The sequence below is a fragment of the Planococcus shenhongbingii genome (assembly GCF_030413635.1).
GTDB classification, from domain to species: domain Bacteria; phylum Bacillota; class Bacilli; order Bacillales_A; family Planococcaceae; genus Planococcus; species Planococcus shenhongbingii.
On the sequence record NZ_CP129235.1, the window covers coordinates 3,146,059 to 3,171,134 of the forward strand.

At 43.5% G+C, this 25,076-nt stretch carries 20 protein-coding genes; 2 read left to right on the forward strand and 18 right to left on the reverse strand.

Translation table 11 applies throughout. The annotated features are described in order from the left end of the window. Window positions 1–9: 9 nt before the first annotated feature. The 5 genes from csaB to QWY16_RS15265 all read right to left on the reverse strand — a co-directional run bounded on the left by csaB (window position 10) and on the right by QWY16_RS15265 (window position 7,528). Window positions 10–1,155, reverse strand: coding sequence for a polysaccharide pyruvyl transferase CsaB (csaB, locus tag QWY16_RS15245; protein WP_367281320.1), 1,146 nt, complete (start codon window positions 1,153–1,155; stop codon window positions 10–12). Next, window positions 1,143–3,008 carry a DUF5693 family protein gene (locus tag QWY16_RS15250; RefSeq protein WP_300990080.1) on the reverse strand — a complete coding sequence of 622 codons (1,866 nt, stop codon included), beginning with the start codon at window positions 3,006–3,008 and terminating at the stop codon, window positions 1,143–1,145. The genes csaB and QWY16_RS15250 overlap by 13 nt, the downstream gene beginning before the upstream one ends. A gap of 100 nt (window positions 3,009–3,108) precedes the next feature. Continuing rightward, window positions 3,109–4,656 carry a putative polysaccharide biosynthesis protein gene (locus tag QWY16_RS15255; protein ID WP_300990081.1) on the reverse strand — a complete coding sequence of 516 codons (1,548 nt, stop codon included), beginning with the start codon at window positions 4,654–4,656 and terminating at the stop codon, window positions 3,109–3,111. After that, window positions 4,653–5,390 carry a WecB/TagA/CpsF family glycosyltransferase gene (locus QWY16_RS15260; protein WP_300990082.1) on the reverse strand — a complete coding sequence of 246 codons (738 nt, stop codon included), beginning with the start codon at window positions 5,388–5,390 and terminating at the stop codon, window positions 4,653–4,655. Before QWY16_RS15260 ends, QWY16_RS15255 begins: the two co-directional genes overlap by 4 nt. 167 nt (window positions 5,391–5,557) lie before the next feature. Beyond that, the gene (locus tag QWY16_RS15265; RefSeq protein WP_300990083.1) at window positions 5,558–7,528 is read right to left on the reverse strand and encodes an S-layer homology domain-containing protein; all 1,971 of its coding nucleotides are present in this window, start codon (window positions 7,526–7,528) and stop codon (window positions 5,558–5,560) included. Between the two features lie 431 nt (window positions 7,529–7,959). On the opposite strand from QWY16_RS15265, the gene QWY16_RS15270 reads away from it, so the two are divergent. After that, window positions 7,960–9,363: an N-acetylmuramoyl-L-alanine amidase gene (locus tag QWY16_RS15270; protein WP_300990084.1), complete on the forward strand. Its 1,404-nt coding sequence runs from the start codon at window positions 7,960–7,962 to the stop codon at window positions 9,361–9,363. Window positions 9,364–9,448: 85 nt separating this feature from the next. Then, a complete protein-coding gene (locus tag QWY16_RS15275; RefSeq protein ID WP_300990085.1) occupies window positions 9,449–11,101 on the forward strand; it encodes a S8 family peptidase in 1,653 nt (550 codons plus the stop codon). A gap of 171 nt (window positions 11,102–11,272) precedes the next feature. Here QWY16_RS15275 and QWY16_RS15280 read toward each other — a convergent pair whose 3' ends face one another. The 13 genes from QWY16_RS15280 to QWY16_RS15340 form a co-directional block, all read right to left on the reverse strand. After that, entirely contained in the window at window positions 11,273–12,310 is a 1,038-nt protein-coding gene (locus QWY16_RS15280) for a C40 family peptidase (RefSeq protein ID WP_300990086.1), read from the reverse strand. Window positions 12,311–12,634: 324 nt separating this feature from the next. Continuing rightward, a complete protein-coding gene (locus QWY16_RS15285) occupies window positions 12,635–13,099 on the reverse strand; it encodes a VanZ family protein (protein WP_300990087.1) in 465 nt (154 codons plus the stop codon). Window positions 13,100–13,203: 104 nt separating this feature from the next. Next, a complete protein-coding gene (locus tag QWY16_RS15290; protein WP_300993472.1) occupies window positions 13,204–14,295 on the reverse strand; it encodes an amidohydrolase in 1,092 nt (363 codons plus the stop codon). Beyond that, window positions 14,288–15,421: a mandelate racemase/muconate lactonizing enzyme family protein gene (locus QWY16_RS15295; RefSeq protein WP_300990088.1), complete on the reverse strand. Its 1,134-nt coding sequence runs from the start codon at window positions 15,419–15,421 to the stop codon at window positions 14,288–14,290. Before QWY16_RS15295 ends, QWY16_RS15290 begins: the two co-directional genes overlap by 8 nt. 384 nt (window positions 15,422–15,805) lie before the next feature. After that, the gene (locus tag QWY16_RS15300; protein WP_300990089.1) at window positions 15,806–17,422 is read right to left on the reverse strand and encodes a M20/M25/M40 family metallo-hydrolase; all 1,617 of its coding nucleotides are present in this window, start codon (window positions 17,420–17,422) and stop codon (window positions 15,806–15,808) included. Window positions 17,423–17,488: 66 nt separating this feature from the next. Further along, complete coding sequence (locus QWY16_RS15305; protein WP_300990090.1) at window positions 17,489–18,652, reverse strand: aminotransferase class I/II-fold pyridoxal phosphate-dependent enzyme; 1,164 nt, start codon at window positions 18,650–18,652, stop codon at window positions 17,489–17,491. A 94-nt stretch (window positions 18,653–18,746) separates the two neighbouring features. Beyond that, window positions 18,747–19,661 (reverse strand): DMT family transporter, encoded by a 915-nt coding sequence (locus tag QWY16_RS15310; protein WP_300990091.1) that lies wholly within the window; start codon window positions 19,659–19,661, stop codon window positions 18,747–18,749. Window positions 19,662–19,862: 201 nt separating this feature from the next. Further along, entirely contained in the window at window positions 19,863–21,161 is a 1,299-nt protein-coding gene (locus QWY16_RS15315) for an efflux RND transporter periplasmic adaptor subunit (RefSeq protein WP_300990092.1), read from the reverse strand. Next, the gene (locus QWY16_RS15320) at window positions 21,154–21,864 is read right to left on the reverse strand and encodes a hypothetical protein (protein ID WP_300990093.1); all 711 of its coding nucleotides are present in this window, start codon (window positions 21,862–21,864) and stop codon (window positions 21,154–21,156) included. The genes QWY16_RS15315 and QWY16_RS15320 overlap by 8 nt, the downstream gene beginning before the upstream one ends. A gap of 263 nt (window positions 21,865–22,127) precedes the next feature. Then, window positions 22,128–22,349, reverse strand: a complete 222-nt coding sequence (locus tag QWY16_RS15325) for a DUF2187 family protein (protein WP_300990094.1) — start codon at window positions 22,347–22,349, stop codon at window positions 22,128–22,130. 178 nt (window positions 22,350–22,527) lie between these two features. Continuing rightward, window positions 22,528–23,451, reverse strand: coding sequence for a S66 peptidase family protein (locus QWY16_RS15330; RefSeq protein ID WP_300990095.1), 924 nt, complete (start codon window positions 23,449–23,451; stop codon window positions 22,528–22,530). A gap of 664 nt (window positions 23,452–24,115) precedes the next feature. Beyond that, complete coding sequence (locus QWY16_RS15335) at window positions 24,116–24,574, reverse strand: transcriptional regulator (RefSeq protein WP_300990096.1); 459 nt, start codon at window positions 24,572–24,574, stop codon at window positions 24,116–24,118. Window positions 24,575–24,678: 104 nt separating this feature from the next. Next, window positions 24,679–25,041: a hypothetical protein gene (locus tag QWY16_RS15340; protein WP_300990097.1), complete on the reverse strand. Its 363-nt coding sequence runs from the start codon at window positions 25,039–25,041 to the stop codon at window positions 24,679–24,681. Between the last annotated feature and the right edge of the window lie 35 nt (window positions 25,042–25,076).

Sequence of the window (25,076 nt, forward strand, 5' to 3'; positions counted from 1 at the left end):
CCTTTTTGCTTATCGATTTCGTATCCTTGATCTTTCAGAATAGGAAACAGCATCTTTTGAATCGGTTAAAGGTTCAAACAGCAAATCAATTACTCGCTTTGCTGTATCATCGGCTTGTTTTTGCAAAGGAACCACAAACTTTTTCAGTTTGCTGACTTCTCCCGGATAATCTGCGAAAATCTTTTCAATGGCGAAGACAATGTCTTCAGAAGACCAATTTCTCTCATTGACATTGCCAATGACCGGTTGGTCGACGATCGAGGCAAACGAATCAATTTTCGGATCGTACGACAATGCTATAAATGGCGTCAATCCTACACTTGCGAAAATAAGGGCGTGCAGGCGCATGCCCAGCAAAACATCGGATTCTTTGATGACTGCCATTTTTTCCTGTATAGAATGGTCGTACGGGAAGATATGGACTTCTTCTATCATCATGTTTGTTACGCGTTCTGAAGTTTTCAAATCATGTTTGCCGTGCATGGGTACCAGTACAATGTTATGGCCTTTCTTAGAAAGCTGATCCAATGCCTCTGCCACTTTTTCCAAGTAAGATAAATCTTCTGTCCAGTCCCTGATAGATACTGTAATGACGCGTCCTGAAAATTGTTTATGATCCAGCCAGCCACTGTGGAAATTGGATGCATCAAGGCCCATTACCGGATCCGGGACAATCTGGATCTGCTGCTTGATGCCTATTTCTTTCAGCAATTGCTTGGATGATTCATCCCGGACTGTCAACAACTTAGCTGCTTGCAATGTTTTTTTCATGATCATTTTATTAATCCGGCTTGTAACAGGACCCATACCTTGGGCGTATACAAAAACTGGCTTTCTCAAAAACTGGGCGATTTTCATCACACCGGAATAATACGGAATGCTTTTTCGTCCTGTTTCATCCTGCAGCAGACTGCCGCCACCGCTAATCAGTCCATCCGCTGCTTTTATCGCCTTCGCAACTTCTGCAATATTCCACCGGTTTACCGATTCGACACCATAAGTCGCGGCCGTTTTTTCCGGTTTATTGGATAGCACCACGATTTCTATTTTTGGATAATACTCTTTTAACGATTGAGTAATGGCATAAAGGATAGCTTCATCCCCTACATTATCAAAGCCATAATATCCCGACAAAACTATTCTCAAAACTGACACCTCGCCTTTATCTGTCCAACTATCCTTCTGCCAATCCATTTATACAGTAAAATAAGCAACAAGCCGATTAAAAATCCTATAATTACACTATATGTGCTCCGGAGCAAGGAAATCGACAGAGGGATATGCAAATGTGTAAACGTATTGACCATCGACAAAAAGCCGATGACCGCCGGAATCAAAATGAAATAACTGGCTTTGATGTTTCTTTTCGCCACGTAAAGTGCTACGACGAAAAGCGGGAAGCCAATCAAAAACTCTTTTGTTCTCGGCCGCACATACAAAATTTGCTCAAGCAACTGTCTTACCTGCAGCTCCAATGCACTGACAGCTCCTGCATTCCCGGTTCTGCTTATATAATACATCCCTAAAACAGCAATCAACCCGACTGTTAACAAATGCCAATATTTCACATTCATTTTTAGCAGGAAATTAATGCTTCCCCATACTGCATAAATCGCAATAAATGCCATGGGCAAAATATAGACAAGTTTAACTCCTCTAAAAGAGTCTATACCTAATAGAAATTGATTTCCATTGAGTAATACGACAATAAACCAAATACCTACTAAAGTAACAGCGACCGCTTTTGCATACTCTTTGACCAAATACCCTTTGGATTCGATCTTTTTATCCTGCAATACTGCGAAAATAGGGGCAGCTATAGCCACGCCAAGGGCAAAAATTTTCAATATGATGCTAAGGTCAAACAGCATATAAATTAATGCAAGCAATAGAGCACCCGCTATTGTCAGCAACGTCAACAGGCGTTTTTTGATAATAACATCGATTGCTAAACCTAAAAAGGCAATTGCGCCAATCAATCCGGCAGCCGTTTGCCAAGCTGGCACTTCATAGGCTGCAAAAGCCTTGGCTTCGCCTCTGGAATACGCTACCAATCCTGTGTCGACATCTGCTCGGATAGTTTTCAATCCTGCTATCGCTTCACCGTAATCAGTTGAGCTCATACTCAAGAAAATCGAACGGATATTGCGCTCTTTTACAGCTCGGACAATCCGTTCTGACATAGTGGAAAGGTCATCTTTGGTGACAGGTACACTATGAAGCCTTACCACGTCGAGATCCATCGCATAAGCCAATTGCTGGAAACCTGTCTGATTTCCGGATTCAATTTGCAGCAGCGTAAAACCGCCTTCTTTCAGTTCAGTTGCAAAATCTTTAAGGAGCTCCGGTTCTTTGTAGAACGGAGCATTCATACCGAGGAACAGCACTTTTTCTATTCCTTCTTGCTTTAAAGACAAAAGTTCATCCGCCATACGCTTGGTTTGTTCTTCTTCTCCGTAATCAGCGAGGCGGGGAACAACGTTTATCCCTGCGTCCAATACTGCAGCAATTACTTCTTCATCATAGCCAACTGGCATTGAAAGAATAGTATGCTGCACTCCCGGAATGAACGTGTATTGAACACCGTTGACTTCTATGGAATGCGTTTCTTCAAACATCTCTTTCGCTACTTCTGCCAGAGGAAAATCTTCAGTTGAAGCGACGAACAGTCCTTCTGTATTGTAAAAAGCGTCCAGAGGCTCTTGGCGATTAAGCAAAAGATGCTCTCTCATTCGGGAAGAATTTACCGCCGTGATCGCCCCTTTCCGTTCCAATGTCCGCAACGTATCAGGTTCCACAGAAATGGATTGGACACCTGCCTCTTCTAAATCACTGAATACCTGGCCTTGAGTAATATCTGGATTGTTGCCCATCCATTGATGGATCAATTTGTAAGGCACAATGGTTTCAACAGTCTTATTGGATTCTTCTATTTGAACGCGCTGGTATATTGAAGGAATTGTCAATATTAATGTGGCTAGAATAATAGCAATTAACACTTTTCGCACAAATTACACACCCTTAACTTTTCATGGTTTAGAACCTTTATTTTTTGAACCCTAAGAGCTGGAGCTATTTCTTCTGCCTCTCTCAAGCTATGTCCTTGTTTTACTTAATTATTTTATTGAGCACTGGAATCTGGCTCATATTATCTTTATTGAGCACTTTTAATACGAGAAGCAAGCCAAAAAAGATTGAAACTCCTACTACAATTGCAATTGCGGCATATAGTAAAGCTCCAATTCGCGACATTTCTTCGAAGTCCAGGAAAGAACTTGGAAGCCAGATAATTGCCCCCATTACTAATGCTGCAATAGAAATGGAAATAATTTTATTTGAATAATACTCAAATTCCGTGTATTTCCAAATGAAATATACATTTAACAGGAACAAAATCAAGTAAACAAGGGCGGTGGAAATTGCAGCTCCCGTTAATCCATACAGGTTCACCAGTAAAAAATTGAGGATCAGCTTGATGATGACACCGAAGATGATAATCCATGCACCGAGCTTTGCTTTATTGATACCTTGCAGCACGCCTGTTCCGAGAACTGTCAACGAAGTAAAAAGTGAGCTAAATGAAATGATTGCTACGACTTGGCTTCCTTCCAAATCAGTGAATAATCCCAAGTTAATCGGCAGCGTTAACGCAACTAAGCCGAAGGCCGCTGGTATTGAAATAAGATATGTAAGGAAAAACGTATTTTCAATCAGTTTCTTCGTTCCGTTCAAGTCTCGCTGCGAGAGTTTTTTTGAAATAGAAGGAATAAGAGGCAGGACAACAGAACTTGCGAATACTGTTACAATTTGTACAAGCGCTAATCCTCTTCCGTATATTCCGTAAAGATAATTGATGTCATCGCCTGCATAGCCATAAGTCTTCAATCCTGTAGGGATAGTGATGGAATCAACCAGATTAAGAAGAGCCATCGTGATGGCTCCGATGCAAATCGGGATGGAAATTTTCAGTATGGTTTTTCCAGTTTTCCAGAACGATCCGTCTTTCTTCCTTTTCAGCTTACGGATTGATGTCCGTTCATACAATATTCTCAGATAAATAAGCGAAACAGCCGCTCCAATAATGGAGCCGATCATGATGCCTCCGCCTATTTCTTGATCGCTGTACAGGTTTTGGACCATGATAACTGCCACTATTAAGATCAAACCGACGCGGATAAACTGTTCAATCACTTGGGAAACAGCCGTAGGCGTCATATCCTCATAGCCTTGGAAAAACCCTCTATATACCGCCATATAAGGTGCGACCAGCAATGTACAAGAGACCACAATTAATGCCGGCCGGGTAGCCGGTCCTCCCAGAACCTCCGCAATCGGATGAGAAAACGCATAAATTAACAAGAAACTTATGATACCAAACAGCGCTGCTAAAACTCCAGAGACCGAAAAAATTGTTTTGATGCGCTGATCATCACCTTTAGCCCGTGCTTCTGCAATTAGTTTGGAAATTGCAATCGGAATACCCGCGACCGACAGCGTCAATGCCACCATGTAAACCGGGTACACCAATGTGAAAATTCCAAGCACTTCGTCCCCCGCTATATTCTGAAGCGGAATGCGGAACAGGCTTCCAAGTATTTTCGATAATAACGCAGCAACTGATAAAATAAGCGTACTTTTGACTAGCGTATTTTTCATCCTTTACTGAAGACCTTCCCGCGGATCACGACGAGCGCAAACTTCGGCAAGACGAGCATCCGTTTCCAGCGCGAAGGCTGCTTCACTAAACGGTAGAACCATTCCAGATTAAGCTTTTGCCAAAGTTCAGGCGCTCGTTTGACATTTCCACTGAAAACATCAAAACTGCCACCGACGCCGATGAAGACTCCCTGATCAAATCCATCGATATGTTGCCCAATCCACTGTTCCTGACGCGGAAAACCGAGTGCTATGAATACTAGGTCTGGCTCCGAATTTTTGATAGTTTGCGGCAAAGTTGGGTCTGTCCAATCAAAAAAACCGTTGTGATGTCCCGCTATATGTATGCCAGTATACTTTTCTTGAACTAAGCGTACCGTTTCCTGCAGCACTGTTTCTGAAGCTCCCAGGAAGAAGATCCGCTGGCGTTTCTGATTAGCCATTTCCATCAAGTCAAGCATCATGTCATAGCCACTAACCCGTTCTGGCAAAGGTTCGCCGACAATGGCAGCTGCTTTAACAATACCAATTCCATCAGCTGTTATATAATCCGCCTTGCCGAGTATCTGCTTATAAGCCGGATCTTGGAGCGAGTGCATAACAATTTCCGGATTCGCCGTAACGACAAATGTCTTTTCCCGCTTTTCAATGCGGTCCTGCAATCTTGTTATAAATTCCTTACGGGTCGTATCGATAAAAGGCACACCTAATATATGTACAAATTTGTTTGTCATTATAAAAACTCCTCTATTTAGGGCAAAATATTCTATGATAGTATAACATAAACAAAGAATCCTGTGTTCAAGTGCTAAGCGCTTGAACACAGGATTCTTTTGTGAAATTTATTAAAAGTTTATTGGAATCTATACGAAGCTTACAACTTAGAGATTGGCGTTTTTCTTTACTTAGCCAACGGCAGCATTTTAATGTATGAGCCGTGAACATAGGCTTCAGTATCGGCCTTGTTTTCAGGCTGTACTTTATGCCAGGCAACTCCGGAAGCCGTCGTGTTGCCATTAATTACGACTGGAACTCCGGCAACCGGCAATGTATACAACATTTCATTTGTTGCTGATGCACCACTTCGGAAGTTTAAAGGCGCAGTTGTTGTTTCCCCTAAAATCTTCTTATTAAGATCTTTGCCGCCAAGTTTAAGGTCAGCGCGGTACATATGCCCCGCGATTTTCTCACCCCAGAATGGATCGGATGCATAGCGAACGTTCATCCCTCCACCTTTGTTGCCAAGGTATGCTCCATTATAGTAGCTGGCTTTGATCGTATGGTAATTCGCATCGACTTTTTGAGCAGCGTATTCAATCGATTCTCTAAACGTAAGATAAGTGAAAGCGGCCTTGTAAGGATCCGCATCTACTGCGCCATAACCGAAAAGATTGAATTTATCCTGTGCAATTTTACTGGTTCCCCATCCACTTTCGTGGATGGCATGGGCCATCAGATAAAGCGCGTTGACTTTGTATTTGCTTTCCATTTCTTTGAAGAATTTACCTGTTCCAACAAGTGGACTCTTGGTCCAAGTTTTGCCAGCTACCGTCTTGTTGTAATACGGGAAGGCGTCCTGAAGGTACTTGTCCAGTTCTGCAGCCGTATAGTTGGATGTCGTATGAAGCGGCAGTTTGTTGAAATATTGATGCGCTTCTGTAACAAGAGCGCCAGAGGCATTGGTGAATGTCGCTCCGTCCCAGCTGTAGTACTTCATGCCAGCCACGAATTCTTTCGGCGCTTTGCCGATTTCTCCCGTTGACTGCAAAGTTCCATTTGAGTGGTTATAAATTTTATGAACCAGACTGCCGGAGGTTGATACTTCATAATACGATTGCCCTTTTTTAGCCTGTTCCGGAATCAAACGGATGACATTCTGGCTGACATAACCTATTTTACCCGCCAATTCCACTTTGACTGTTGTGCCTGTCGAATCCAAAAACTTTAGTTCAGTACTAGCCGGAACATATGGACGGAACGTTCCAGTTGAAGCTTTTAACGTTTCAGAAGGATAAATTTCAGTGAAGGCATTCGTAAACCCGATCCCCTCCTCCATCCAGAGGATTTTGTTGGTGCGTTCAACTGCCTGCGAATTCGTATTGTCTTGAACATATTTTTTCGCTTCTGCGAATGTATCAAAATGTTTTACGATAGTAGTTTTATCCGAAGCTACTGAAACCGCCTGGAATTCTTTTTCCGCTGGTCCGTCCATGTAATCTTTAGCTCTCAGCATAACAAGCGCCACCATCCATCTTTTTGAGCTTTCTTTCGGTTTGAACGTTCCATCAGTATTCCCTGTCAAGATTTCAAGATGCGATAAAATCCGAACATCTGTTACATGATCTTCCAATATAGTAGATAAATCTTTGAAGTTCAATGTGGCAGTCTGTTCGACATCCGGAAGCATTCCTTTTGCCGCTAATGCTCTTGATACCATTGTTGCCATTTGCTCGCGGGTGATGGATTCATTTGGGCGGAATGTGTTATCTGGATAGCCTTTAACAATTCCCGCTTGAACAGCATCCATTACCGGCCAATAAAACCATTGATGCGCAGAAATATCTTTAAAGTTTATAGCAGTGGCAGTTATTCCCGCGTTTGTCAGTCCAGCGCTTTTAAACTCTGCACTTTCAGCATTTGTTCCAAGACCAAAAGTTTTAATGACCATTTTCGCAAATTCTGCACGAGTCACATGGCGCTCCGGCTGAATAGAGCCGTCATTGTATCCAGTAATAACGCCGAGCGCCATCAATTCTCTCATTTCTTTTTCATACGGATGTCCGCTCAGGTCATCTGCTGCTTTAGCTATCGGCGAATTGAATAACGATAATACCAATGCCGCCATGACTGTTATAAGCAATACTTTCTTCATTTTTTATTAAAGCCCCCTTATATGGAAATAAAATCCTTTATCAATCGGAAAGTAAATTCGTTCTTTAGACCTTCCAGATAGTAAATATCTTATAGGAGTTACCAGATGATAACTATCATACTTTTTATCTAATTTTTACATATAACTAAAAATTAGTACCTAATTCGATAGTTTTTCACTTAGAGTCACTTTTTGCTTATAGCACATATTTTTACAATTTATTTACAATATTTATATGAAACTAAAAATAAATAGAAAAAAATTAAAATTAAGTAGTTATTTATGCTTACTTTTAATGAATTTACCCTTCATTTAGTTTTTTAAACCTATCTATTCTATCATTTATTAAAAAAAGGAATATTTTAGAACTAAAGTCTGCTAAACTGACTATAGAAATTAACAAAAAAATATTAGGGGGAAATTTTTAAATTATGCAAAAAATATTAGTTAAAGCTGGGCTCTTCTTTGTCGCTCTGGTATTAGTGATTACGTCTTTAGGTTCAAACAGCTCTTCTGCCTCAGGCGTTCCTTTCAAGGATATTAAAACAACGGATGAAGAAATTATTTATTTATGGAATAAAGGCTTAATCAATGGAACGTCAAAAACAACTTTCAGCCCTGACGCTTCCGTTACACGCGAACAAGCCGCTGCTATGATTGGTCGTGCCCTAAAGTTAAATGGCACTTTACGAAAAACTTCTTTTAATGATGTGGATCCCAAAAATTATGCTTCTGGTTATATTCAATCCGCTGTTGACAAAGGAATCGTCGAAGGCGACTCAGAAGGAAATTTTCGTCCGAAAGATACAATAACACGCGGTGAGATGGCTTTCCTTTTAAGCAGAGCCTTTAACTTCACACAAACTGGAAATGTTTTTTTCACAGACATTAAAATAAATACAAGCTCTACAAGTTTATATGCAGCAGCAAATAAAATCGCCACAGCCGGCATCACAAACGGGACAGGCGACGGAAGTTATGAACCAAACAGTGAATTGAACAGAGGGCAGTTTGCCGCTTTTGTAGCGCGAGCACTCAACACTGACTTCCGTGTAATATTCAAAAACGTTACAATTGCTGAACTGACAGTAACAGCTGATAACTTGAATGTCCGCAAAGGTCCGGATGCGAGTTATTCATCATATGGGAAAATTTACAGAGGCGCAAAATTCCAAGTCTATGGTTACAATGGTAGCTGGGCATACGGTAAAAGCGGCACTTTAACCGGCTATGTCAGTACTGCTTATTTGGCAAAATCGGTGACACCCGTAGCTAATACAAATAAATACGTAGTTCTTGATGCAGGTCACGGCGGTACAGACCCAGGTGCGGTCGGCCATGGTTTAAAAGAAAAAGATATCAACCTTGATGTAGCAAAACGCGTTGAATCACTTCTTAAAACCAAAGGTATTTCTGTCTACATGACACGCTCGACTGACATTTTTATTCCGCTGGCAAGTCGAGTTGATTTAGCTAAAAAGAGCGGTGGCAACGCGTTCGTCAGCATCCATACCAATGCTGCAACTCCTTCAGCTAGCGGGTCAGAGACCTTCTACTCAGCTGCGCTTGATCAACGGGCTTTAGAAAGTAAACAATTGGCAACATTCATCCAGAACAGGCTTTATAAAGCTATGAACAACAACAACCGAGGTGTAAAAGAAGCCGGTTATCTGGTTATCGGTTCAAATCCTCTTCCAGCCGCATTGGTGGAATTAGGATTTATCACAAACAGCACAGATGCTTCTAAATTAGCTTCTGCTACTTATAAACAACGGGCTTCTGAAGCAATTGCCAGCGGCATCGATGATTACTACAAGTGGAAAGCTAATAATTAATTAATAAAAAAACGGGCTTTTTAGCCCGCTTTTTTTTATATTGCGCTATACTACTAGAAAACGGCTTAAGCATGGAGGGAATCTATTGAAAAAAATATATGTTTTAGCAGCAACAGCACTTACTCTCATTTCATTAAACATTAACCATATAGAAGTTGCCGCTTCTGAAAACGAACCTGAGAAAGTGATTATTTCTTTTAAAGATGAAATCGATTTTGAAGTGCTGGATGAAATGGGTGCAGAAGTTCAAGAAGAATTGAATAGCATCAACGCAGTTGTGGTCACCCTGCCGGATCAGCAATCCATCGAGTCAGCCAGCATAGATTCTTCCATTGAATACATTGAGGAAGATCATCTCGTAAAAGCAGCCGGCCAAATGCAGACATGGGGCTATAAACAGATAAAAGCCAATACCGCTTCGAAAATCGGTTATACCGGAAAAGGAGTGAAAATAGCGGTTGTCGATTCCGGGATTAACAACAAGCATCCTGATTTGAAAATTGCCGGTGGTGTATCAAAAATTTCAGGGCTGACCGCCTTTGCCGATAAACTTGGGCACGGGACACATGTCGCAGGTATAATTGGAGCACAGAACAATTCAATTGGAACAGTTGGCGTAGCACCAGACGCCTCACTTTATTCAATCAGAGTGTTGTCAGATGAAGGCTTTGGCGATATGACCGACGTCATCGCCGGCATTGAATGGGCTATTGAGCAGAAGATGGATATTATCAACCTCAGTTTGACAACACAAACCAATAGCCCGTCTCTTCAGGCTGTCGTCAAGAAAGCTTATGACCAGGGCATTATCATCGTTGCAGCCTCTGGCAACTACCGGGCAAATTTAAGTATTAAAGATGTTCTATTTCCTGCCCGTCTTCCTTCTGTCATTGCCGTGGGTTCTGTATCCCAATTGAACAAACTGTCCTATTTCTCAAATTTCGGTCCAAACCAGGAATTGGTGGCGCCTGGGGAAAACATTAAAAGTACATTTGTAGATGCCAAAACTTCCACTCAGGAAGATTATATGGTCTCAGAAGGAACGTCCATGGCTGCGCCTTTCGCTGCCGGTACATTTGCCCAGTACATGGAAGCTTATCCCCATTTGACCAACGTACAGCTTCGCGCTACAGTGAATAGGGCCGCAATGGATTTAGGGGCAAAAGGAAGAGACAATCTATATGGACATGGTTTGGTTCAGTCCTTGTCTTCAAAAGCGGCTTTGTTCCCTGATTTAGTTCCTGATATTTGGTACACTTCAGCTATCCAAAAAATCTTCGATCAAAACATAACTAACGGATTCTCGGACGGGACATTCCGGCCGAACAGTTCCATCACCCGTGGAGAAGCGGTCACAATGATCGGCCGTGCATTAAATTTGAATAAGAACAACATTAATCATAAATTTACGGATGTCCCAAAAAATTCATACGCTGCCGGCTATATCAATAGCGCTGTTGAGCTTGGTTATGTCAAAGGAATTACAGCAACTAATTTTTCACCGGATGCTCCAATCAATCGCGGAGACATGGCAGTCCTTATTCAGCGCATATATAATCTGAAGAGTACACAAAATACCCAGTTTAGCGATGTACCTTCTTCCAAGTACTATTACGACGCTGTTCAAGCTGTATTCGAAAACAATATTGTAAAAGGATATCCAAACGGCACTTTCCGTCCGGAAAATCCGATTACACGAGCAGAGAATGCACAAATTTTGAGTAATTCATTGGAGTAGATTAAATAAAAGGCAGTCCAGATGATCTCATCTGGACTGCCTTTTTGTCTGGTAAAAGCCTTGGACTAATGAAGCTATAATTTAGAATATCGGTAAGTAAATAAGAATATAATGCTTTTGATAAGCTGAAAAAGGAGCCTTCCACTGAAGGCTCCTTTTCTAAAACTTATTTTATTTGCTGATTGCTCTGTGGATGAATGTGGCCATCTCAGCGCGTGTAGCGTTATTATTCGGCTTGAATGTGCCATCATCGTATCCGGTCGCCAAGTTGTTTGAAGCAACTTTTACAACAGATGCCTCAGCCCAGTGGCCTTTCAAATCTTTGAATGACACTGATGTTGAAGATGCTTTCAAAGTGAATGCTCTAGTTAGCATGGCACTGATTTCTGCACGTGTGATCTTCTCAGCTGGTGCGTATCTGCCGTCACCGCGGCCATTAATGATGCCTGCCCGTTTAACAGCATTGATATAGCCATTTGCCCAGTAAGCAGAAGAAACATCTTTGAATGATGAGCCGTTAACCGGTTTAAGTCCTACTGCAAGTGCAATCATTTTTGCTGCCTCTGCACGGTTTACTGCATTATTCGGTTTAAAAACACTGACATCATAACCATTGATAATGCCCTTAGTGCCTAGATTTTTAATAGCAATATAACCCCAATATTTGCTTGACACATCATAATACTGACCTGCTGGCAATTGTTTTTTCGGTGCAGAAACTGTGACCGGTGCAGCTTTTACGCTATTATATCGTTTTGCACCAATATAGCGTGGAGCCCAGTAAGAGTTTGTATTCAAATTCTCTGTAGCAATTCCTTTACTTGTTGTTGCAGAGATGAAATTCCCATTTCCGACATAGAGTCCTGAGTGTGTGACTCTGGTTGAACCAGCACTTGCTCCAAAAAATACTAAGTCACCCTTTTTTAGATTGCTTTTCGATACCCATGCGCCTTCCTTATATTGATCCGCAGAAACACGAGGGATGGAAAGATCAAATTGGTTGAATATGTATAAGAGGTAACCTGAACAGTCAAAACCTCTTGGTGTTTTGCCGCCCCATAGATAAGGTACTCCTGTAAATTTATTTGCATATGCGATTAATTCTTCTGGTGTTACTGTTCCACTGGCTGCTTCGGCTTTATTTGATAAGAACGGATTAGCTGTAAAAATTAGCATCGCTATCACCATAACTACTATACATTTTTTCAATTGGACACCTCTGTTGTGGATTCTAGATGTTGATCAGACACCGAATCTAATATATTTTTCCGAGTAGTACTTAATACACTTATGATCTTATCAGATAAATGTACTATTTTTCATTACATTTGTATTACAATTTTAAATTTATGCTCATTTTAATGTTTATTTTTATATAAAAAGGGAATTATAATATTTTTATTTTAAAATGGAAAATATAAACTAATTTAAAGTCCATTTAATCTGGTCATCTTAAACAAAAATTCTTGAAAATCGACTCAATAAAAAGCAGTGCTGGATTGATTCCAGCACTGCTTTTTATTCCTCCACAAGTTATTGTTCTTTTGTTTTTCTTTTTCCTGTATTCCATAACAACCAAATACTTAAAAACAAGAGCGCTCCAAAAGCATCAAGCAACACATCTTGAATAGCCGGCGTCCGTCCTCCCGTCAACGATTGATGGAACTCATCCATCAATGCAATGGCAAGAGCGATTATGAAAGCAAGCCACACTTTTGGTTTAGGCAAAAGATTCAGCACGGCCAAGGCGATCAAGCCGAACATCAGGACATGGGCGCCTTTGCGAAGCAAAAATTCGATAAATTTATGGTAGCCTCTTTCTTCAATCGATACGTGAGTGCCCCAATACGGAATTTCCAAATGGCTCAATACACCTTTGAACGGCTCGGACGGCAGGTACTTTTCCAATGCCGGAATCAAGGATTGTTCTTCATAAGTTTGGCCAGATGATACAAATAAGATGATAAACAATATTAGAAAGATAAGTATTTTTTTCATAGTTGAATTGTATCATGAATTTATTTCCGAGTTGCTGCCAGAGAGCAGAAAAAAGCACATTTGCCATTGCGCAAATGTGCTTTTCTTTAAAACCTGCCACTCGTTCAAGTTCTTCTCAGCGTTTCTGCCAGTACGCGCGCCCCGATATCAAGCGCATCCCGGTTGAACGCCATATCGGGATGATGGAGCCCCGGCACAAGGTCTGCACCCACTCCAAGCATCGCCGCTTTCAGTTCCGGCTTCTTTATCGTGTAAAAATGGAAATCATCCGCACCGGTTGTCTCAATAGGCGCTGACGTATTTTCATCGCCTATGACGGACCGGATGGCGGCGTCCGCAATCTGCATTGCTTCTTCCGACACTTCCGCCGCCGGCGTGTAATCATCCCATTCCCACTCTATTTCGACGCCGTGCAAGGCTGCGATAGATTCGAGCCCTGCATCGATGCGTTTTCTCAATTCCGCCATCAGGCTGTTCGACTGGGAGCGGACATCCAGTGCAAAATCAGCGCTGCCCGGAATGATGTTCAACGACTCGCCTCCCGCCTGGATGTTCGTCAGCTTCGCCGAATACGACTCAAACGGCGAGAAATAAATCGATTTCACAAATTGATGGATAGCGACAACCACATCGATGGCATTTTTCCCTTGATGCGGCCGAGCACCGTGGGCATCCACTCCGGTAATCTTGCCTTTCAGGAAAATCCCGGAACCGTGATAAATGGCAGGCGCTACTTGGCCAAAAGGCATTTCCTCAATCGGACGCAGATGCACACCGTATAAATGCGTCACGTCTTCCAGCGCTCCACGTTCAATCATCGCAAGCGATCCATTGCCTTTTTCCTCTGCCGGCTGAAAAATAAACCGAATACGCTTCGTCAGTGTTTCGTCTTTCAAGTAAAGAAGCGCCCCCAGCACCATCGCCATATTGGCATCATGGCCGCAGGAATGATTGGCTTGCACTTTTCCCTGCACTTCCTGCCACAGGGCATCGATGTCGGCGCGTACCGCCACTACTTGATCTCCTTCGCCAATTTCAGCGATCAATCCCGTTACGTCATTGAAGGTATGATGCCTGATTTGCAGCTCTTCCATAATGTCAGCCAGTTTTTTCGTCGTTTGGACTTCTTTCCAGCTCACTTCGGGATGGGCATGGAAATGGTCAAAGTACTCCAGTATTTTTGTTTCATTATCCATTTGTCCGTTCATTCCCTTCCACTATGCAAGTGGCCGTGGACAGTTTCTGCAGCTGCTTTTCATCCACTTCGACGCCAAGGCCAGGCTGGTCCGACAAATTGACATAAGGCAGCTGGTACTCCAGGTTCCCAATCTCTTCTGCGAATAAAAGAGGTCCAGTCAACTCAGCTGACTGGATATTGCGGCGCGACATAACCGCATGATAGCCTGCCGCAGAACCGACTGAAGACTCCACCATCGACCCGATCTGGACAATGATGCCTGCTGCTTCTGCCGCTTTCGCCATTTGGATCGCCGGGAAAATACCGCCGGATTTCATCAATTTGATGTTGATGTAATCGGCAGCCTCAAGACGGATGATTTCAAGCACGTCTTCCATCGTCTGCACACTTTCATCTGCCATAATTGGCGTGGTGGTTTTTTTGCGGATATCTGCAAGCCCGCGGATATCGCCCATGCGGATCGGCTGTTCAATCCAAGTGAGCTGTGCATCCGCCAATTGGTTGATGGTCTGAACCGCATGCCCGACCGTTTTCCATCCTTGATTGACATCGATGCGGATTGGCATTTCGGGTCCCACCGCTTCCCGCACTGCGTAAATGCGCGCAATGTCAGTAGCGGAATCCGTGCCGCCCACTTTCAGTTTCAAGCTGCTGAATCCTTGGTCCATCGCTTTTTTTGCTTTTTCCGCCATGATTTCCGGCGCTTCGATGCTCAGAACTTTCGGATATTGGAGATGGTCATGTGCACGTCCGCCGATCAAGTTATAGACCGGCTGATTTGCCGCTTTCCCCATCAAGTCATAGCACGCAATATCAATCGCCGCTTTTGCCGCGGGGTTTCTGGCAATCGTCGCATCCATGAGATGGTGGATGTGTTCGATGTCGAACGGGCTTTGATTGATGATTTGCGGAATGAGGACATTTTTCAAAATTTCATATGTACCGGTAACTTGTTCTCCGGTAACGTGCTCATCCGGTACCGCTTCGCCGTAGCCGACGATTCCCGTATCCGTCTCCAGCTTGATAATGACCGCCGGCATATTCGGATAAGTCGCATACGAAATGATAAACGGCTCCTTCAACGGAAATTCCACTGCAGAGATTTGCGCTTTGACGATTTTCATCTTCAGTTCCCCCTTATTATGTATAAGTAAATTGTACATGATTGAGGACGATTGTTGTAGGACAGGAGGGGTTATTTTGGGTTAGTGGTGTTCGTTAGGGAAAGTTTCCAAAACCGAAGTTCACATGCTCAGGATGGAAAAGACCTTCGCAGTGCGCAAAGGTCTCCAATGAAGCTCAAGGATGCAGTCCGCCGGTCGGCGAACTGCAATGTGATTTCTATCAGTGTTTTGTGCAGGTTCTATCGGTGTTTTAATGGTTTTTATCGGTGTTTCTAAGATTTCTATCGGTGTTCTTCGGAACAAGCTTCGCCCACTGACGCCAGACCAAGGGCTTTGAATGGAAAAGACCTTCGCTGTAAGCGAAGGTCTCTTCTTTCAACACCCTTAATAATGAGGACTCTTAACGGAAATCGACAAAATCAACTCTTCCAGCAGAATCGGCATTTCTTCAAACGTATTTTTGATATGAAGGCGCTCTGTGCGTTTATGGGCGTCTTTGCCAAACGGACCGACATTCAAAACAGGCGCCTGCAATTGCTTCATCGCCTGGAAAGGGATGTTGTACAAGTCACCATACACCGGTGTATTTTTTTCGTAGGTGATCCAACCGCCATTCTGGTCGGTGTAATTGACATAACTTAAATCCGATATGCCGTTAAAGTAATGGATTTGTTTCATTTTCAATCCGAATTTATTCATGGCATTAGTTGTCACTTGTTCAACGCAGCGCTTGACGAGTTCGTTTTCCGACGAGTTTACTGGCGGGTAATAAGGCGGCGCATACAGCAGCACAGTCGCCGGTGTAAGCTCCTGGCAATTGATCAGCAGGATATCGACGATGTGCATCGACTTGTCCCGCACGTCCCATTCCGGGTGCATCATGGTATCATACAAGGCTTCATTGACGTATTCGATGCCAAATTTATCAATCGCGTATTTCATCAGTTCTTCAAAGCGAAGCACCCGGATGTCTCCGACCGGTTCGATGTTTTCGCGCTCGCACATTGCGCGGTAATCACGCGTGCAATGTTCCATCGCTTCGATGGCTACTTTCTCGAATTGATCGAATACTTGTTCCGCCGTTTTTTCCATCAAAAAGACATTGTACATGGCGCTGGTCCGGTACGGCGTCTGTGCCGAGTACTCTTCTTTCATGTCCCGCTGCATCAAAGTTACAGGCACAGGCGTCTTTTCGCCATAAACGGTTTCAGTAAAACTAGTATTCCATTCCATCCGGTGCGTCAGATATGTCGAGATATAGCTCGACGTGATGCCGGACAGCGGTTCACCAACATGCGTTTCTTTGCCGTAGAATAAGGCAGATGGCATTATTTTACCAATCGATCCGGTATAGACGTAATGGTTCATGTCGCCCGGATGGTGGGCAAACACCGGTTCACCGTTCAAGAATAAGATGTATTCCAAACCGTGCTCCCGCTCCAGGTCCAGCAGTTTCGAAACCCCGTAGCGCATGCCGGCTGAATTTACTTCTTCGTCGGCCACTGTCACCAGCAGCAAATTGATTGGCCATTCTTCGGCAGCCGCTTTCTCAATCATTGCCATGTGAAGCGCCAATCCTGCTTTCATGTCCATGGTGCCGCGTCCGAATAAGTATTCACCTGACTCAAGGTCCGCCCTTGCATCTGGATCCAATTCATCCCGCACTTTCTTGAACGCTTCCGCCAATTCCAGTGGGCTGCAGGCAATCGGCTCCAGGTCGCCATATTCCGATGTATGGACGGTATCGTAATGGCTGATGAGCACAATTGTTTCTTTGGCTTCAGGATGTTTATACAGCGCAGTGACGTTCTCGCGCTCCCAGTTCACTTGGCTAAACGCCAAGTTTTCAGGATGCTCCTGGAAATACGGAATCATTTCCAGTTTTTCTTTCAATTTATAAGCGAATTGAACTTCGCCTTCTGTTAACGTCATGCTTTTCCAGCTAACCAACTCGCATAACAATTCCTGCAGCTTTTCGGGAGTCCCCCATAATGTAGCCATCTCTATGTCCTCCTCTTGGATCAACTAACACTCAGCGGGGGTTGTATCCCCGCAAAATGATATTCCTCATTTCTTCTCCAGCGTTTCCATCCATGCTGCCATGCGTTCCATTGCCCGTTCTAGTGTCGGCATGGAATAGGCGTATGAGATGCGGAGAAAGCCTTCTCCGGCTTTTGTGAACGCTGACCCGGGTACAGCTGCCACGCCTCCTTCTTTCAATAAAGCGCTCGCGAACTCGAATGACGTCATGCCGTATTTTGTGATGGAAGGGAAAATATAAAATGCGCCTGCCGGTTTCACGACATCAAGCCCCATCTCGGTCAGTTTTCCGTAGACAAAATCACAGCGCTCCCGGTATGCCCGGTTCATCATTTCCGGTGCGTCGCGGTTATTTTTCAATGCTTCGATTGCGGCATACTGGCTTGGCACGGATGCACACACGGTATTGTACATATGCACTTTCAGCACTTGCGTGACATATTGTTCCGGCCCCAGCAAAAAGCCCATGCGCCATCCGGTCATTGAATGGGATTTGGACAAACCGTGCACGAGGAAGGTGCGGTCTTTAATGGCATCAAAACAGGCAAACGAAGTATGGCTGCCTTCAAATGTATTTTCACTGTAGATTTCATCTGTCACGACAAAAATTTCATGCTTGCTGAGCTCTTCCACCAGCGGCTCCATTTGGGCCTTTGTCAATGTAACACCTGTCGGGTTGGAAGGGAAATTAAATAAAATCGCTTTTGTTTTATTGGTAATCAATGCTTTAATCGCTTCTGCTGTCGGTACCAGGCCGGTATCGGATGTATCCAGCAGGACAGGTTTTCCGCCATTAAGTTCAATAATCGGTTCGTATCCTGCAAAACAAGGTGCCGGAAGGATCACTTCATCGCCTTCCTGCAAAATGGTGCGGAAAACAGCATCAAGCGCTTCGCTTGCCCCGTTTGTGGCAATAATTTCAGTTAGCGGATTATAAACCAGGTTATATGTATCTTGAAAGAACGCAGAAATTTCCTGGCGCAGTTCAACGAGCCCTGCATTATGGGAGTAACCGGTCAGATTAGCTGTAATCGCCGCTTTTCCGGCTTCCTTAACCTTTTCCGGCGTCGGAAAGTCAGGCTGCCCGATTGTCAGGTTAATCGCATCCGGATAATTGGGCAGCTGATTGAAAAATTGGCGGATTCCTGAGATTTTAAGCGCTTCTGCACGTGGATTCAATGTTAATGACATAGATTAAAACTCCGTTTCGTATTTCGACTTGTTTCTATTATATTGCAAATCACTTGAAAATAAACTGAGACAATCGGCATAGACAAAAAGCGGCTCACACGTTAAGCCGCTTTTTCCGTTTTTTCAATAAATCTTCCGCAGCACCGGATCCGAACAGCACTCCGATAACAATCAGCACAAGTCCGAAAATATGGCGGGAGGTGATGATTTCACCAAGAATGACCGCGGAGCCGACCAGCGAGAAAAAAGTATTCAAATTCATGAAAATAGCTGCTTTTGTCGGTCCCGCCTGTCCGATGGAGTAATTGTAAAGCATATGGGTAACAGCGGTCCCGAGCACTGCTGAAAAGAAAAATGTTAGCCAGAAGATAGGGGTCACATCTGCAAAAGCCCCGATTTCCCCTGGCTCCTGAATCAGCGAAATAATGAATAAGATGATGGCTCCCACAATGAACATATACGCCGTCAGCAGGCGAGGATCCATGGAACTCGCCGATTTTGAAATGATGAGAAAGCTGAGCACTTGGGTAAGTATTGACAGAAAGACGAAAACGTCGCCGATATTCATGCCGGCCGCTGCTCCGCTTCCTACCATCACGGTGGCTGACACACCGGCAAGCCCAATAACCACACCCACCCATTGCAGTTTTGAAGGATAGCTTCGAAGGATTAAAGAAACAAGCACGGCTGTCAGCATCGGCCCTGTCCCTAAAATCAGCCCTGCGTTCGTACCAGATGTAATTGCCAGTCCACTGGACAAAAAATAATGATGTCCGACCACATTGAGAAGCGCGCCTAGCACAATAAACGTCCATTCATTTTTGCGCGGCAAGCGAAGCAATTTCATGAAGGCCAGGATGATAAAAACGGTGATGCCGGCTGTCAGTATGCGGAATGCGGTTAAAGTTACCGGATCGACAAATTTCACCAAGTATTTCACTGAAGGCAAATTAAAGCCCCAGACGAGCATAACAAATGTTAAAATGGCATAAATTTTCCATTGATTCAATCAAGTCAAGCCTTCTTTCGAGTTCCGAATTATCCATTCATTTTACGCCGCTTCTACGAAAAAGTAAACGCCGCTGCGGTTACTTTTAGCCTTCTCCACATAATCCCATGCTTTTTAGTTGGTCAATAAGCTGAATCCTGTCAAATAGTCCCTTACAGAAAAAACCCGAAAGCAGCAGCTTCCGGGGTCGGTTTTTGTGAATTATCTTGCCAATAAAAATTCTACGTACTTGCGCCAATTGGTATTTTTGGCAAATTCGTAATCCGGCTGTTCACTGGGGAATGGCATAAAGACATTGGGCGGCGTTTTGAAATCACTCAACGTGCTGTCTTTCAGCATCACAGTTCCTGGTGCAATACCGTCGCTTAAGACCGCTTTGCCATCCACTTCGAAGTTGACCGTAACCGGAACGACAGCTGCATTGCCCTGCTCGGCTAGAACATAGGCGAAGCCGCTTGTATCGTAGCGGTTGAAAATCCAAGGCTGCGGCATTGCCACTGCCTCGGCCGCTTCGTTAATGATCACTTCAGCATTTGCTGAACTGCCAAATGGCAGTTCGCCGTTGATCGGCTCATCTGCCATGATTTGAACTTCGTAAAAAGCGATCGGGTTGGCCTGCTTTTTCGGATCAAGCGCCCGGTAAGCCTCGAGCCACCTGGAATCTCCCGCCGGAATCTGGGAAACACTCATGACTGTCCCTGGAATGGCTTGCTCCAGCCCTTCCGCTTGAACCATTACACGGTCCTGAGCAGCGACATCTTTCCATTCATCTTCCAATACATACGTGACAAATGTCTTTTCCTCCGAATAGATTTCCACACTCAGCGGTGAAGAATCCCGGTTGACTTTGGCTATAATGCCTTCCACCGGGCTGACCAAAGCCGGCCTCGCCAAACTTTGGCTCAACTGGGCGTTGATGACAGCCAATTGCGATTCGATAGCTGCCAGGCGCTGTTCCGCTTGGGCAATTCCTGCTGCGAACGAGCCGTCTTGTGGCACTTCGACGCCAACAGAAAAATCGAAATTGTATTCAATGATGTCGCCGTCTTCGTTGGTTTCGGTCGATTGGTCCGAAGTATTTTCAGATTCTTTGCCGCTTTGGCTGGAACGGGCAGACTCGAGTGCGCTCAATGAGCTTTGCACTTCGCTTTTTTCTGATTCCAATGCGCTTTTTTCTGATTCCCAAAGCGCCCGCTGCCCTTCCGATTCCGCTTCGTTCAGCAAAGCGATTTCTGAGCCGGCTTGGACAGCGTCGCCTTCATTGACCGTCCATTGATCGATTGCTTCCCTTTCCTGCACATAAATCTGAGTGCTGGCACGCGGCGCCACAATCGATTCTTTTGGCAGTTTTTCTGTATATGTATTGGAGTATGCCCGTTCATATTCACTGACGTAGACATTTTTCGAGATGCTGCTTTTCTCTCCAAACAGCAATAAAGCATTAGCGGAGATAAAAGCAGTCACCGCAACAGAGAGCCCGATGAAAAAGAACCTATTCAATAGAAGCTCCCCCTCTCGTGAAATCGCTCAGCATCTCACCCAGCGGCACATAGGCACTAAATGCTGCAATAGCCAGTGCCGCCACAATATGAATCAAAATCAGCAGCAATAAAATCAGCTTGGGTGAAAACGCCGTAAAGCTGCGGACATAACGGTATTGGACTGCAATAATCAGCGATGTGAAAATAGTCAATTGATTAAAGAAAAAAATCAGGAAAGAATGGTTCATCAATGTATTGTCCAAAAACGTAACCGCTAAAGGGCCAAACGAAAATAGCGATACCGGCATCGTAAAGCCCGTTACGGCAAACAGGAAAAATGTCAAGGCTTTTTCAATAACCAGTAAAGCCACTACGTACGCCTGCATCACGATTGCTGCCCGAAAAGTCATTTTCGTCAGCTTGCTGAAGAGAAAAGCCACACCATAGGAATGGAAAGCTAAATAAAACCCGGCCCAAATCAATGTACCCGCTAGCGAAGTCCAGCGGGCAAGCGTGTAGGCATCCCAAGACGCCTCCGTTAAATAAGGAGTCAAGGATGAGGTATTCATCCCCCAGATTTCACGCAGCGCAAAGAGAAGCACCCCTAAAACAAAAATCCAGGCAAGGCGCTGGTTGAATTTCCGCATTTCGTTTTCTTGCAAATTATGTATTAACTCTCCCTGTCGGGTAAAATAATGCCAGAATTTAAAATCAAATATCATGTATGTGATTCCTTTCAGCGCAAATGATGGTTCTGCTCCCTTTAACTTTACCAAAAAAAACACCGCTTTGAAACGATAAAGCTGTCACATTTTTTAATATTTCAGTCTTTAAGCTAAAAGCGTATCAAATATCACAAGCATCCCGGCGCCGTTTGTTAAGCATTAAAAAAGAAGCTCCTTTAAGAAAGCTGCCGGAACCGTTCATATTTGTTCTTCTTAAATATGAAAAAACTCCTGCAAACTGCAGGAGTTTCTAAAAAATCTTATACGATTTTGTATTTCTTATGTGAAATTACGGTCATGTTGGATGCTGCACCAATTTCCTTTGCATCTTCATGTGAAATCTCGACAATCACCGAGTTGTCCATAATTTTAAAGATCGTTCCGTTAACTTCCACTCCGTTGCGAGTGAAGGAAATCCATTCACCAATTCTGCGGGCTGCTACAAATTCCGATACCTCTTTTTCATGTGGTTGAAATGCCATCGTTATCCTCGCCTCTCTTTAGTAGAAACAATATCTATTTATTATATCATAAAAAAGACAGAATTTCACCTCTTAAGCTGCATAGATTTTAACCGGCAGTTCCAGGCCCCCCATCCGCAATCAGCTGTACCCGCATACTCCTGCATCTTGTACGCCACCAGGCTTTTTCAACTGTTTTTCACTCGACTCCCGGCAAAATGGTCAAGGTTTTAGCGTCAGCATCCAGCTGGGCTTCCACTCCAAGCGGGACAGAAAAATGCGGTTCACAATGTCCAATTTTAAAGCCTTTGACGACCGGCACTTTCAATTCACTGAAGTAATCATCAAACACTTGATCCAGCGTCAACGATCTTTCTTTTTTCTTCGGTTCCGAATTTTTAAAGTCTCCGATGACAATTCCGGCCACTTCATCAAATTTTCGGGCCATCCGCAAATGGTTCAGCAATTCGTCCACTTGATAAGGCTCTTCGTCGATGTCTTCTATCAACAAGATCTTGCCTTTCACGTCCAGCTCGAACTTGGTGCCGATGGCGCTTCGCAGCAGCGATAGATTTCCCCCGACCAGTTCCCCTTGTGCCATTCCTGCGCTGAGCGCTGTAAGCGGAGAAATTTCTTCGGAATAATGCAATTCGAAAGGCCCGAACAACTGGCCGAACATCCGGGCGCTGCGTTCATGAAATTCCTCTTTGCCCACATCCGACGCCAGCATCGGCCCATGAAATGTCACCAACTCCGAGTATTGGCCAATTGCCGAATGTAAAAACGTAATATCTGAATAGCCCCAGAATATTTTCGGATTTTCTTTGATCATCTGGAAATCGATGCTTTCCGCCAAACGCGCTGATCCATATCCGCCGCCTGCACAGATGATGCCTGAAATTTCCGGGTCTTCGAACATGGCATGCAAATCCGCAAGCCGCTCGTCATCCGTTCCAGCCAAATGGCCGTTCTTCGCTTCCACTGATTTTCCCATTTTCACTTTCAGCCCCAATTGTTCCAAAAACGGCAAAGCCTTCTTCAAATTCTCTAAATTTGGCGGGCTTGACGGTGAAATCACTCCTACCGTATCCCCTTTTTTCAAACGCCTTGGTTTGATTCGCACAAGCATCCACTCCTATTTTAACTAGTCTTCATGTATGTAAGCATACCGCTTTGCTGCAGAAAGTAAAACTCCTGCGAAATTCATATTCATGAACACAGAAATTTTCATGTAAGGAATTCTTTTTTTGTTGCTCCACTTTAACAATTAGTGGATCTTCAAGAACTTCATCAAACTAAATCTCTCAATACAGCGGCCGAATTTCAATAAATTCCTTTAAGAAATCTTCATTAATTTAATAAAAATTGGAAAATATTAATTAAAAACAACGATAATTTAGAATTTTTAGTCATTTTGGTCCATGATAAGAAATTGATCTTGCTATATGATTAAAAACAAGTTATAAAACGGCTTACCAAAACCTTATAACTTGCAGGGAAGATCTTCTTTTATAAAACCAACACAGGGAGTGGATATGTATGAATTTTGATAAAGTGCTTGAACTAGAGTGGGAAGATCTTGCAATTGGATTAGCCGGTTCAACTGCCTTAATGCTGTTCCTGAATTTCTTCACATTAATGTAAGAGGTGACTTATGCATATCGGAGTATATTAAAAGCCCTTTTCCGGAAATCTGGAAAGGGGCTTTTATGCGTTTTTTTATGTATACAAAAACGCCTGCTCTCAATTGATCCGGGCAGGCGTTTTATCCATAGGCTAAATTCACTTTACAAACCTCCATTTTCCTGTTGTTGTTTAATCAAGTCATTGAACATCGCTTCATCGTGTGCGGCCAAAGCGTAATCAATCATACGGTTAAAGTTTTCCTGTTCAAGAAAATGAATAGCTTCTTCCGCTTCCTGTTTTGCTTGGTCGTTCACTTCCAGCAGACCTTCTCTCTCTTCCTGCAATATGGCTTGCAGATGCATGTGGATATCAGACACTAACAGCAACTGATATAGCGGCAATCGGATAAATCTGTTGCCTTTTTGGAACACAAACACTTCAGATAGATTCTCTACTTGAAATGTATTTAAATTGACGACTATCTCTTTGCCTTCTACTGGAATAAAATGAAACAGTTCATCATCTTTAAGAATCGAGAAGTATTGATAGGCAAATACGAACCTTACGAGATGATCTTCTTTCTTTGTATAAAAAGGTTTCATCAATTTAACATGCAGCATGACACTCCCCCCCTTTTCAAAAAGAATTTGAATATTCTTACTACACTCATAATATCATATATCTCTCATTTCCGATACAAAAAAGCACAGGGCTAATCAAACCATTATGCCAAATTGTGACGGCGCTGCTTCTTTGGAGACACAATAAAATGCATCTCATTGGAGGGGATTAGAATAAATAAAGAATCCATTAGAGAGCGGAGAAATATTTCGAATTCCTGTTCTTCCGTTTCCCTTTTTTTGAAGATGATGCAATTGGCATGAAAATCGATGCGCACTTCTTTTAAAGGGCTATCCGGAAATAGCTCATTGTTGGTAAATACGAAACTATCATGCGACGCAGCCGCCTGCCATTCCACTTTTGGGAAGCAGCTGTCTGCATGCCGCCAGAAAAGCTCCCACCGGCTGATTGCCTCTGGAGTTATTACATACCTTAAATCCGGAATTGCTAAAACATAGGAATCCATCAAGTCCATTCTCCTTTCGTTATTGTTTTTTAGGT